Below are 12962 nucleotides of genomic sequence, written 5' to 3'. Positions count from 1 at the left end.
AAATCTCCGCTGTTAATATAGAATATTCGTTCGATTTTATCAAGTCTTACTTGCACTTTTTCTCTTTCTTCGGCAATTCTTCCCACATACTCTCAACCAATTCACACAGAAACTGCCGATTATCCACATCATCAACCAGAATCATTTTTTTCGCACCATCATACGGCGGTTCCATCTCAGCATCCGGCATCATTTTCACCGCCACCGGAACCGGCTTTACCAAAAGTCTGTCATCACATATTCCGCCAAAAACCTTTCCACGGTAATAAAGAATGAATTCTCCCATCATTGCCCAACTGCTGATCTCATCCAGTCCTGATAATTGTTCCAGAACAAAGTCTAGATATTCTTTTGTTGATGCCATGTTGTTTTCTCCTATCTGCTCACCAGCTTTAAAAATTTCTTATCATTCATCTGCTCATTCGTAACATACTCCCCATCGCAAAATAGCGCATAAGTCGTGATCGGCGTTGGTACATTCTGAGCATCCTTCCTACTTTCGATCTTCACAGCCTTGAATGGAATGCCATTCTTTTGAGCGGTTTCTTCCAAGATTGGTACATACTTTGCATTGAAAGGACATTGGTTTGTATAATAAAGAACATAGCCGCGCTCATTTATATGAGGGTGTTTTGCACATTTCTTGAACACCGGTGGCTCAGTTTTCTTTTCAAATGGCAGATACCATAGCTGGATTCCATTATCAGCCTCATCACAAGCTTCAAATCCTTTATATTTTAGAAACTTCGGATCTGCCAGAAATGGCTTTTTCCTTGCTGCCGCAAGAATACATAGGCCTTCCTTCCCCTTTTCTTTGCTGTCCTCAATACACTCGGAAAGTAAGTCACTTGAATATCCATGACCTTTGAAAGATCCGGACACCCACAAACAATTAATATACATATAACCAGGTGCTTCGATTGGATTCCATGCACACTCCGCAGGTATGTACTCAATAAAGCACTTGCCGCGTTCTACGCTCTTAAGAAACACAAGACCTTCATCAAATCTATCCGCAAGCCATGCCTTCTTTGATGATACCTGAATATCTTTATTGTTGGAAATGGCACAGCAAATGTGCTCCTTTTCAAGATTTTCTTTCGTAACTCTAATATATTCCATACCCTTAAGCCCTCTTTATCGGGTGCCTGATTACAGTCTTCAGCTTCTCCGGCGCTACCTTCCGCACATCACTCAGATAAATCTCGTGGTGCATCCTCTGATCCGTTATATCAAGTGTATATCCCTGTTCTTCCATAAATCTGTGCATTGCATCTACCGTAGCAGGCTCATCGTCATACGATCCGATATGCATGCATTGTACACATAATCCTTCATCATAGAGAAAGAACTCAACCTTAGAAAAATCCTGTTTTTTCTTTGCCGTAGCTTTCCTGACAGCCCAGTCGAAATCTTCCCTGGTAATAAAATCTGGCAAGCGAATAACAGAGATCCACTTAAAATCTTCCTTACGAGCATAATCAATTCCAGATACTCCGTCTCGCCTGCCGGCTCGGTCGGTTCGCAGCATGGCGTCCCCCGGACGCCGCTCACCCTGCCACCAGAATCCCTCTAATGGCGGCACGACATAATCGAAATATCCGTCAATCTGATGGTCTTCCTTTTTGCTCATTTTAATCGTAAATGCAATTCCATATAGAAGACCGATAGCCTGCTTGTATTCTCCGTCTGCATCATTTGGATTGCCGCTTCCTCTTACCGCTATATAGTTTATTTTCGGAACAGTTACGATAGACGGTGTGCCTTTCGGCATATAAAACTCTTTATATTCTTTTTTATAATCAAACGTCATTTTCCTAATCCTCCATAGATTTTTAATATTTCCTCTGCATTCCTGCGAATAATGTCCCGCACTTCTTCCGGCTCAAGCACCTCAGCCTTTGCTCCAAATGTCATAAGCCATGTCACAAGGTTTTCCATATCCGTATAGTCTGCTGAAAAGAGCAGCCTTCCATCGTCTGTTTCTGTAAAGCAGTTCGCTCCAAATTCTTCAACCAACCGCCACTTCACATCTGGTGTGAAAAGAGCTTTTACCTTTATCCCACCCGGAAATATCTTCTCATTTGACAAATCCGGCATTGGTACATCTCTGCACAGAAATCCACGGTCTGTTTCAACAACACAATCCATACGGTTCAACTTAAACAACCTGTAATCTTCACGGTCTAAACACCAACCCCATACATACCAGCTTGACCACCTAAAAACCAGATAATACGGTTCTATCCTTCGGTTGCTGTCTCCGGATGGGGCATAATACATAAACTGTATGGTATGCCTGTTTTCTATTGCATTTTGGATTACCTCGATCTTCGGGGCAAGAGAGCCTTTATACCATGAAGACAAATCAATCAACATAGAGTCTCTTCCACTGATGAACTCTGATGATCCGGTCAGGATTTTCTCCATCAACCGACCATAGTATCGGTTCCCACTCACACTGTCAAGACTCCTCAGCCCCGCAAGGATCATCTGCATATCTTTGGATGTTAAAATTGTCCTATCCATACGATATCCGTCCATAAGACTAATACCACCACCGGTTCCCTGTGCCGTCCTTATTGGAATGCCAGCTTTGCAAAGGTCTTCAATATCCCGGTTTATTGTCCTGCGGGATACCTCAAATTTTTCTGCCAATTCAGGCGCTGTTGTCTTTTCTTCCTGCAGTAAGATTGACAATATCCCAATAAGCCTATCTATCTTCATAATTTCCACACTCCATACATATCATATCCAACATAACACGACAACTATATGTCATGTTTATTATATCCACAAAAATTTTTTTGTATACAATAGAATGCACGCTCCGCAAACATTCTATTGTCATGAACAAAAAGCCTCCGAAACATCAGGTTTTCTAATATGTAATCTTTCATTCTTTTTAATGCTTCCTCAAGTGTTATAACCTTCTCCACTGCATTGTTCCTCCGTTCATGTCATTTTCGTTTTGTCTATATTATATATTCCTAATCCACTCGTTTAGATTCCACCTCACGACAGACACCCTTGCTGCTCGACTATACACTTCCCACTATCTGGATATTCTAGCACCAGACATGTTCAGGACTTGCACCTGTTAGAGAACGCCCTTGGCGCGCAAACTTGAAAAAGGCACTCCTAATGGAATGCCCTAATATAAAAAATAGGGACACTCTTTTGAAGTATCCCTATTTTCTATCAATATATCTGATAGCTCTCTATTTACTTTCATATTCAGAATTCTTTGTGTTCCAACAACCGAGGTCTAGCGCTGCAACAACAGTTACTTTCCTCACAAGCTCTTTTTCCCTGTGATTTTCACCAATTTTGTTGAAACTGAAAAACTCTACAAAGTGCCTAAATTCAAGGATTTTTAGATATCTTTCCTTTGGAGTAATGTCACGCACTCTACATGTGTTGTATGCGCAAACTGATCCACAGCCCGGACACGTTTCACCTCATATCCGCCTTCCGCCAGCACCTTAAGATCTCTTGCCAGTGTCGCAGAATCACAGCTCACGTAAACAATACGTTCCGGCTTCATCAGAAGTATTGTCTCTAAACATTTCTCATCGCAGCCTTTTCTCGGAGGATCAACCACGATCACATCCGGGTGCAGCATATCTGTCTTTTCATTTTTATGCTCCGCATAAAATTCCGGCAGCACTTCCTCTGCTTTTCCAACAAAAAACTCGGTATTGGAAAATCCATTCCGCTTTGCATTGTCCTTTGCATCGGCAATCGCCTGTGGTACGATCTCCACTCCATACACATGCCCTGCTTTTCCGGCAAGGAATAAAGAAATGGTTCCGATTCCGCAGTACAGATCCCAGACGGACTCCTTTCCGGTAAGTCCTGCATACTCTAACGCAAGGCTGTAAAGCTTCTCGGTCTGTTCCGGGTTCACCTGATAAAAAGACTGTGGTGAGATATGATAGGAGATTGCTTTTCCTGTCCGCTCAAAATTTGTGCAGTCCCTTAAATGAATGTAATCCGTAATGTAAGACTGTCCCCAGATAGCCTCGGTCTGCTCGCCGAGGATCACATTCGTATTCTTCTGATTAATATTAATGGAAATACTTGTCATGCCGGAAATTACCTGCAACTTCTCCACAAGCACATTCTGTGCCGGAAGTTTCCTGCCGTTAACGACAAGGCATACCATGATTTCTTTTGTCGTAAAACCATAGCGGATCAGTGCGTGGCGTACAAGCCCTCTTCCGGTTGTCTCATCGTAGGGTTCTATGTGGCATTCACGCATATAGGAAAGGATTGCATCTAAAATCTCACGGTTCTCTGCCACGCCAAGCATGCAGTCTTTGACCGGAATAATGCTGTGCGTGCGCGAGGCGTAAAACCCTGCAATGATATTTCCATCTTTATCTTTTCCGATTGGAAACTGTGCCTTATTGCGGTAACGATATGGCTCCTCCATGCCAACGATTGGCTCCGTCACAGAATCCACAAAGTCTGCATCAAATCCCCCGAGGCGTACCAGATTATTTTTTACCTTGTTCTCCTTAAACTCCAGCTGTTTTGCATAGTCCATCGCCTGAATCTGGCAGCCGCCGCAGCGTCTGTGCAGTTCACATTTTGGCTCCGTGCGGAACTCAGACGACTTTAGGATCTGCTCCACTCTCGCATAGCCATAATTCTTTTTCAGCTTGGTAATACGCGCCTCGATCTCATCCCCGATCACGGCATCCTTGACGAAAAAAGTCATGCCATCTATCTTTCCAATGCCCTCTCCGTCAATTCCCATATCCTCAATCTTCAATGTAATAATATCGTTTTTATTCATTCTTCTTTCCTATTTCAGACTGGATCTCCGGATATTGCTGTCGAGCAGACGGTTGAATCCCTGCCACTCCACACTGTTCTCCGGTACATTGGTAAAAATTTCACGAATTGTCTCCATCTTCGCATCCACATTATCAGCAAAACTGAGCGCCAGTGCTTCTGCAAGTGCCGGCTTCTTCGGCGAACCATATTCCAGCTCTCCGTGATGTGCGAGAATACAATGTTTTAATTCGTTTGCCATGCGGACCGGGAAACCTTCGATTGTGCGGATACGCTCTCCGACCATCTCTGCCCCGATCATAATATGACCTAACAGCTGTCCTTCGTCTGTGTAATCATTTTCCGGGAAAACAGATAATTCTTCCAATTTTCCGATGTCATGGAAAATCGCCGCAGTCACAATCAGATCGCGGTTTAACATAGGATAATAAGCTGCAAAATAATCACAGTGCTTTGTCACACTGAGCGTATGCTCTAACAATCCACCCACAAAACCATGATGAACGGTTTTCGCTGCGGAGTGGAATTTGAAACGTTTCTCAAACTCTTTGTCCTCTAAGAAAAAACTGCTTAACAGTTTTTTATAATATGGATTGTTCACCGAACGGATAATACCGCACAGTTCCTCATACATTTCATCAATATTTTTCTCGCTGACCGGAAGATAATCCTTCGGATCATACTCCCCTTCCTGCACTTTTCTGACACGCTTGATGGAGAGCTGTAAATTCCCCTGAAAACTTGTGATATCTCCCATAACAGCAACGTAATCCAACGAATCAAAATCATCGATTCCAACAGAACCCGGATCCCAGATTTTTGCATCCAGGATTCCTGTTTTATCCTGTAAAATAACGTTTTCGTAAGGTTTGCCTGCCTTCGTCAGCGCAGACTGTTTTGTCTTGCACAGGTAAATCTCATTAATCCTCTCGCCTTCGCGGAGACTTTCAATATATTTCATAACAATTATTACCTCCAAATTATGTATTTGTATTACTGTAAAACACTGACCGTTACAGGGCATTTAATCTCCGTATAACCATCATTTCCCTGTCTCTGAATCGTGACCTCCGCCACATCGCCCGGTGTGAGGGAAAGCAATTTTGTCTGATATCCATCAACCGAGATCACCGCTTCCCCGTCAATCTCTGTAATGACATCACCGCTCTGTAGTCCTGCTGCCATCGCCGGCGAATCCATTTTTACTTCCTTAATATAAACGCCCTTTGGAATATCATTCTCTTTTGCGATTGTATTGGTAACTGTAGTGATTTCCAGACCGATGTATGGAATATCTTTATTATTGGACAACATCTCGATCACCGGTTTCAATTCTGAAATAGAGATTGCTGTCAGCGTATTCTGATCGCCCTCACTGCTGTATCCCTGTGTGACAAGACCGATCACTTCGCCGTTTAAATTGATAAGTGCCCCACTTCCGTTTTTGCTTCCCACGATATCCGTTGTGAAAATATCATAATTCGCATCAATTGTGGAAATGGAATAAGCAGAGGAAGTGATATTTCCTGTCAAAATGGAATAATTCGTTCCAAGCGGACTTCCAACCGCAAGCGCAAGCGTTCCCTGTGTGATGGCAAGCGAGTTGCCAAGCACTGCGACTGAGATCAGATTCATGGTATCATTGTCGATCTCATCCACCGGAACACTGAGTACAGTAATTCCTGTATTTCCATCGTATTTCTTGATGGAAGCCTCTACTGATGTGTCATTGACAAAGGTCACATAGACAGAAGACGCTTCTGCGATCACTTTTCTCTCAGTCAGGATCAACAGCTCCTGACCACTGTTTGCAATAATAATACCGGAACCCTGTCCCTTGCTCTCATAGGCATTGTTGAACCAGTCTGTATTGCTCTTTACCCCTGTCACTGCCACGATAAACTTGTTTGCCTGCTTCCCGATCGCATACATCTCATTCTGCAATGTCTGGAAATCATCCAGTGTAAGCTGTTCGTACACGATCTGTGGCTCAGAATCCGGTTCGTTTGTTTCTGTCTCCGTATCCGGCTCTTCCGTTTCCGTCTCCTGTTCCGGTTCATCTTTTGGGATCGTGATGGTCGGATCTTCCTTCGGATGAAGCATACCATCTATTTTCGGCTGGCACAGCACGAACGTAACGCTCGCCACAATTCCAAATAAAACTGCCAGAAGTACGACAAAGCATACGTGATATACCAGTTTCTTTTTATTCACTGGTTTTTCCTTTATTTTTTCACTGATAAATTCATATTTATCCTGTTTGTTTTCCTGCATGATATTCCTTTCCAGGCAGTGACATTCCTGCCGCACCTTCAAATGCAATCAAGCTTGTATCTGTTTTACTTTTTGATCCATACATGAAAAATCATACCAATCTATATTATAAATTGAAACACATACGCTTGCAATACTTTCTTTTTTTGCCGCAATTCCTGCCAAACTCTTCTTTTCATCAGCTTCACTTTGGTCTATAATAAAAACTGATCAGCTAAAACGATGATGGAGTACTTTTGTTTTATGAATGAAAAAGTTTTAAAAACCTTAGAATATAATAAAATTTTAAATCAGCTGTCTGAATACGCATGCAGTCCGGAAGCAAAAAAACGCTGTCTTGCACTGCGTCCCATCACAGACAAAGCCCAGATTGAGCAGCTTCAGCTCCAGACGAAGGATGCATTAAGCCGTCTGTTCCGTTGTGGAAACCTCTCATTTTCCGGCGTGCACAGTGTCAATGACTCGCTGAAACGTTTAGAGATCGGTGCCTCCTTAAGTGCCGCAGAACTGCTTTCGATCTGTTCTCTCTTAGAGGCTGCCAAGCGTGTAAAAGCATTTTCCCGCTCAGAAAAAGAGGAAGTCCCGGACGATTCACTGACCGGATTTTTCACCGAAATCGAACCGCTGACACCGCTCTATGACGAGATTAAGCGCTGCATTCTCGCAGAGGACGAGATTGCCGACGACGCAAGCAGCACACTGCGTTCCATCCGCCGTTCCATGCGCGGCATGAACGACAGGATTCGCGCCCAGATGAACAACATGATCAACAACAGCACAACCAGAAGCTATTTGCAGGACGCTGTGATCACCATGCGCGACGGACGCTACTGTCTGCCAGTCAAAGCCGAGGCAAAATCCCAGATTCCCGGCATGGTACATGACCAGTCCTCATCCGGTTCCACCCTTTTCATTGAACCGATGGCGGTCGTGAATCTGAATAACGAATACAAAGAACTTCTGTTAAAAGAAAAGACGAAATCGAAAAAATCTTAGAAAACCTGAGCAGGCTGACTGCTAATTTTTCTGAACAGATTGCTGCCGATTATACAATTTTGGCAGAACTTGATTTTATTTTTGCAAAAGCTGCTTATGCGCAGACCTACAACGGTGTTGCACCGACGTTTAATAATGAGGGATATCTTCATATTAAGAAAGGACGCCACCCACTGCTCGATAAGAAAAAAGTGGTTCCGATCGATGTCATGCTCGGCAGAGATTTCAAGCTTTTGATCGTAACCGGTCCAAACACCGGTGGTAAAACAGTTTCTTTAAAGACTGTCGGACTGCTTACTTTAATGGGACAGTCCGGTCTTCATATTCCGGCTTCTGAGCGGTCGGAGCTTGGTATATTTGAGGAAGTATTTGCAGATATCGGCGATGAGCAGAGTATCGAACAGAGTTTAAGTACTTTTTCATCCCACATGACCAATATCATCCGCATTTTGAAAAAGGTCAATGACCGTTCGCTCGTTCTCTTTGACGAGCTTTGTGCCGGAACCGACCCGACGGAAGGTGCTGCACTTGCAATCTCCATTTTATCCAGACTGCACCTGTACGGTGCCCGTACCATGGCAACCACTCACTACAGTGAATTGAAAGTGTTTGCACTTTCAACCCCGGATGTGGAAAATGCCTGCTGCGAATTTAACGTCGAGACTTTAAGCCCGACTTACCGGCTTTTAATCGGTATTCCGGGAAAAAGTAATGCCTTTGCGATTTCGGAAAAACTTGGTCTTAGCAAAGACCTCATCGAAGATGCCAAAACCCGCATCAGTGAAAACGATGAAAACTTCGAAGATCTTCTTGCCGATCTCGAAAAAAGCCGTGTGACCATCGAAAAAGAACAGGCTGAGATCAACCGCTATAAACAGGAAATCCAGTCCTTAAAAGAGCGTCTCGAGCAAAAGCAGGAAAAATTGGATGCAAGCCGCGACAAGATACTGCGCGATGCAAACGAGGAAGCGTTCCGCATCTTAAAAGAAGCCAAAGACGTGGCAGATGAGACAATCCGCAACTTTAACAAATATGGCAAAGCAAATGCTCCAATGAGCGAGATGGAAAAAGAGCGTACCCGACTTCGTGACAAGATGAATGCGAGCCAGAAAAAGCTTGCCGACCAGAAGAAAAATGCTGTTCCAAACCACAAAGTCCCGAAAAAACTTCAGATTGGCGACACTGTAAAAGTGATCAGCATGAATTTAAAAGGAACCGTGCACACACTTCCGAATGCGAAAGGCGACCTTTACGTCCAGATGGGAATTTTACGCTCTCTGGTCAATATCAATGACCTGATCCTGATCGACGAGGATTCCCCGATGATGTCCGGTGCCAAAGCAAACAAAACCGGAGCCGGAAAAATCCGCATGAGCAAATCCGCAACGATCTCCCCGGAGATCAACCTCATCGGAAAAACCACAGATGAGGCGATTGCTTTACTGGATAAATATCTCGATGACGCTTATCTTTCCCATTTAGGCTCCGTGCGCATCGTACATGGAAAAGGAACCGGTGCACTGCGGAATGCCGTGCACACTTATCTGAAACGCCAGAAACATGTGAAGTCCTATCACCTTGGCGAATACGGCGAGGGCGATGCGGGTGTAACAATTGCCGAATTTAAATAACAAGGAGGCTAAATCCTCTCCTCACACAGAGGTGTTCGGATTTGCTTCGCAAACAAGGAGGATATATGGCAGCGAAACAGAAAATTTTAATTGTTGATGATGATAATAATATTGCAGAGCTGATTTCCCTTTATCTCACAAAGGAGTGCTTTGACACAAAGATTGTAAATGATGGAGAGGAAGCACTGACCGCATTCGAGCAGTACAATCCAAACCTCATTTTGCTCGATCTGATGTTACCTGGAATCGACGGATATCAGGTGTGCCGCGAAGTGCGTGCAAAAGCAAATGTTCCGATCATTATGCTCTCCGCAAAAGGTGAAATTTTTGACAAAGTGTTAGGTCTTGAACTCGGTGCGGATGATTATATGATGAAACCTTTTGATTCTAAGGAACTTGTTGCCCGCGTCAAAGCCGTGTTAAGACGTTATCAGCCAGTGAAAACCGAGGAAGTGATTCCGGATCTGAAATGTGTCAAATATGAAGATCTGGTCATCAATCTTTCGAATTACTCCGTCATTTATATGGGGCAGGCAGTGGATATGCCGCCAAAGGAACTGGAACTTTTATATTTCCTTGCTTCCTCTCCAAATCAGGTTTTCACCAGAGAACAGCTCTTAGACCATATCTGGGGCTATGAATACATCGGTGATACAAGAACGGTGGATGTCCATGTAAAACGTCTCCGTGAAAAGATTAAAGACCATGCGAACTGGAGCCTTGCTACGGTATGGGGAATTGGATACAAATTTGAGGTCAGAGATTAAATGAAACGTACATTATACTTAAAGCTTTTAGGTGGTTATCTGCTTTTTGGCCTGCTTGGTTTTCTCATCATTGCGACCTTCACTTACCACCTCACCTTCCAGCACCTTGAAAAAAAAGAGGCTCAGAATTTATACCGGGAATCTGCCCTGATCTCATCCAGTTATGCGCAGAATTATTTCAGCAATTCCATGACGTTAGATGAGATCAACGAGCAGCTCAGTGCCCTGGACACTTATCTGAACGCAGATATCTGGATCGTGGATACACACGGAAAGATTCTGATCAATACTGCTGCCACAGAGACTACAGAAGAAACGATTCCAGACTTTGATATGACAGACTTCGGCAACCGCTATTATCGTGTCGGGACTTTTTACGATTATTTTCAGGAAAATATGCTGAGTGTATTTTCCCCGATCACTGTCAACTACAAAGTGCGCGGCTATGTGATCATCCACAAATCAGAATCGTATCTGACCGCATCTGCAAACAGTCTGTCCGCGATCGCATACACAACACTGGCTCTGATCTTTGCCGCAGCGTTTGTCGTACTTGCATTATTTACATATGTAGTTTATATTCCGATCCGCAAGATCACCCATGCGGCAGACGAATATTCCAAAGGAAATTTTGATGCCAAGATCGACGTGCACTCCAATGATGAGATTGGTTATCTCGCCGCATCCTTAAACTATATGGCGAATGAGTTGAACACGTTAGAGGAAGATCAGAGAAAGTTTATCTCCAATGTCTCACACGATTTCCGCTCCCCGCTCACCTCGATCAAGGGATATGTGGAAGCGATGTTAGACGGAACTATCCCGGTCGAAATGCAGGAAAAATATTTAAATATCATCCTTTTTGAGACAGAGCGGTTAAATAAGCTGACAAAAAGTCTTCTGGAATTAAATAAATTTGGTTCTCATGGTGTTATGCTGGATGTGACGGATTTTGATATCAACCAGACGATCAAGACAACGCTCCTGACTTTTGAGGGAATCTGTGCCAACAAACATATCCGCTTCAACCTGATTCTCTCCGGTGAGCAGTTGTTTGTCACTGCTGATTTCAGCAAAATCCAACAGGTGCTATACAATCTGATCGACAATGCGATCAAGTTCAGTCATCAGGATTCCACGATTACGATTGAGACAACCGAGAAGAACGACAAAGTATTTGTCTCTGTCAAGGATACCGGAATCGGTATTCCAAAAGACAGCCTGAAAAAAATCTGGGAAAGATTTTACAAAACCGACCTGTCCCGTGGAAAAGACAAGCGCGGCACCGGTCTTGGACTTTCCATTGTAAAAGAAATCATTCAGGCTCATGGAGAAAATATCAACTGTATCAGTACAGAGGGCGTTGGCACAGAGTTTATTTTCACTCTGCCGATCGCCAAAGATAAAGAATAAAAACGAAAAGCGGAAGCTGTGTTTTAAGACAGCTTCCGCTTTTCGTTTCTGAAAATATCCACAATGATTCTATACGCTTCTCATCCCACTTGTTTCTCTAACTTCCGCAGCAGTGTCACGATCGGAACAATCAATATTCCACAGAAGAAATTGCTGACACCGTGCACAAAATCCCACGGCAATCCTGCAATGATCCAGGCGATCATCCCCTTAAAACTCAGTCCAAAAAGAATTACCTGCGCTGGGGCATAAAGTGTTCCAAACAAAAATCCGTGACATGCATTTACTACCATATACACAATTGGCTGTATCTTCTTCGGAATTTTTCGTGGAAGCAGCATGGTCACGCCCCACAGAATTGTCCAGAGATACAGATACGGTATCCACCATGTCGCAAATCCCGTAAACAATCCATTCAGTAATACATACGTGTAAATCGGATACAGTGCCTTTTTCCGATAAACAAGTGTAAAAGAAATTGTAAAAACTCCAAGCAAATGCACATTCGGCAGTAATTCCATAAATACTTTTGATGCATACATCAAAGCACCAAGCATACCGAATATTGCCACTTCCCTTGTTTTCAGTTTCATTATTTTTCTACCTTAAACTCGTAGGTATCGCCTTCGTTCACCGGAGTGGAATCCACACCTGTGCTTGCATACTCTCCATTTACATAGAATGCCCAGTAAGTTCCGTCTGTATCATAATCTGCAGTGATTCCGTTTACAGTCTTTACATAAAGACCGTACTCGCTGTCATCTCCTTCGATCAGATTCAGCTCTAACAAAGCGTCACCGACTGTTTCTTTATCTGTGCTGACCACAAAGTTTGTCTCGTTTCCATCTGCATCCACTACAATAACTGTAATTTTGACACTTCCATCGCCTAATACGATTTCCTGTGCCTCTGCAGTCTCGATACTCTCTGTCTTGCTGCCGCATCCTGCTACAGTAAATGCCATAGCCACAGCCAGCACCATGCAAAGGAACATTGATTTCATTTTTTTGCCTGTTAATTTCATAATAGTTTTCTCCCTTTTCATTTTTAACAGGCTATATGTTAGCATATATTATTT

11 protein-coding genes and 1 pseudogene are annotated in these 12962 nt (G+C 43.4%); 3 read left to right on the top strand and 9 right to left on the bottom strand.

Features of this window, described 5'->3' with window-relative positions:
- Positions 1 to 46 precede the first annotated feature (46 nt).
- The 7 genes from ROSEINA2194_RS09220 to ROSEINA2194_RS09190 all read right to left on the bottom strand — a co-directional run bounded on the left by ROSEINA2194_RS09220 (position 47) and on the right by ROSEINA2194_RS09190 (position 7077).
- The gene (locus tag ROSEINA2194_RS09220; RefSeq protein WP_007886019.1) at positions 47 to 364 is read right to left on the bottom strand and encodes a TfoX/Sxy family protein; all 318 of its coding nucleotides are present in this window, start codon (positions 362 to 364) and stop codon (positions 47 to 49) included.
- Positions 365 to 375: 11 nt separating this feature from the next.
- The gene (locus tag ROSEINA2194_RS09215; RefSeq protein ID WP_007886018.1) at positions 376 to 1122 is read right to left on the bottom strand and encodes an N-acetyltransferase; all 747 of its coding nucleotides are present in this window, start codon (positions 1120 to 1122) and stop codon (positions 376 to 378) included.
- A 4-nt stretch (positions 1123 to 1126) separates the two neighbouring features.
- Positions 1127 to 1813 carry a GyrI-like domain-containing protein gene (locus ROSEINA2194_RS09210; RefSeq protein ID WP_007886016.1) on the bottom strand — a complete coding sequence of 229 codons (687 nt, stop codon included), beginning with the start codon at positions 1811 to 1813 and terminating at the stop codon, positions 1127 to 1129.
- Positions 1810 to 2727, bottom strand: coding sequence for a helix-turn-helix transcriptional regulator (locus tag ROSEINA2194_RS09205; protein WP_007886014.1), 918 nt, complete (start codon positions 2725 to 2727; stop codon positions 1810 to 1812). Before ROSEINA2194_RS09205 ends, ROSEINA2194_RS09210 begins: the two co-directional genes overlap by 4 nt.
- A gap of 649 nt (positions 2728 to 3376) precedes the next feature.
- A complete protein-coding gene (gene rlmD / locus ROSEINA2194_RS09200) occupies positions 3377 to 4804 on the bottom strand; it encodes a 23S rRNA (uracil(1939)-C(5))-methyltransferase RlmD (protein ID WP_007886010.1) in 1428 nt (475 codons plus the stop codon).
- A 9-nt stretch (positions 4805 to 4813) separates the two neighbouring features.
- On the bottom strand, positions 4814 to 5764 hold the full coding sequence (locus ROSEINA2194_RS09195) for a 3'-5' exoribonuclease YhaM family protein (protein ID WP_007886005.1): 951 nt from the start codon (positions 5762 to 5764) through the stop codon (positions 4814 to 4816).
- A 32-nt stretch (positions 5765 to 5796) separates the two neighbouring features.
- The gene (locus ROSEINA2194_RS09190) at positions 5797 to 7077 is read right to left on the bottom strand and encodes a S1C family serine protease (protein ID WP_007886003.1); all 1281 of its coding nucleotides are present in this window, start codon (positions 7075 to 7077) and stop codon (positions 5797 to 5799) included.
- Positions 7078 to 7320: 243 nt separating this feature from the next.
- Here ROSEINA2194_RS09190 and ROSEINA2194_RS09185 point away from each other — a divergent pair.
- From ROSEINA2194_RS09185 to ROSEINA2194_RS09175, 3 genes and pseudogenes are all read left to right on the top strand, one after another.
- A pseudogene (locus ROSEINA2194_RS09185) lies at positions 7321 to 9704 on the top strand (endonuclease MutS2).
- Positions 9705 to 9769: 65 nt separating this feature from the next.
- Positions 9770 to 10471, top strand: a complete 702-nt coding sequence (locus ROSEINA2194_RS09180) for a response regulator (protein WP_007885999.1) — start codon at positions 9770 to 9772, stop codon at positions 10469 to 10471.
- Positions 10472 to 11884 (top strand): sensor histidine kinase, encoded by a 1413-nt coding sequence (locus ROSEINA2194_RS09175; protein WP_007885998.1) that lies wholly within the window; start codon positions 10472 to 10474, stop codon positions 11882 to 11884.
- An 80-nt stretch (positions 11885 to 11964) separates the two neighbouring features.
- Here the strand turns inward: ROSEINA2194_RS09175 and ROSEINA2194_RS09170 are convergent, their stop codons facing one another.
- A complete protein-coding gene (locus ROSEINA2194_RS09170) occupies positions 11965 to 12477 on the bottom strand; it encodes a hypothetical protein (protein WP_007885997.1) in 513 nt (170 codons plus the stop codon).
- Positions 12477 to 12908 (bottom strand): DUF4430 domain-containing protein, encoded by a 432-nt coding sequence (locus ROSEINA2194_RS09165; RefSeq protein ID WP_044927539.1) that lies wholly within the window; start codon positions 12906 to 12908, stop codon positions 12477 to 12479. Before ROSEINA2194_RS09165 ends, ROSEINA2194_RS09170 begins: the two co-directional genes overlap by 1 nt.
- Between the last annotated feature and the right edge of the window lie 54 nt (positions 12909 to 12962).

The sequence above is a fragment of the Roseburia inulinivorans DSM 16841 genome (assembly GCF_000174195.1).
GTDB classification, from domain to species: domain Bacteria; phylum Bacillota; class Clostridia; order Lachnospirales; family Lachnospiraceae; genus Roseburia; species Roseburia inulinivorans.
Note: the sequence above shows the minus strand (reverse complement) of the source record. Positions and strands in the feature narration are given on the sequence as shown.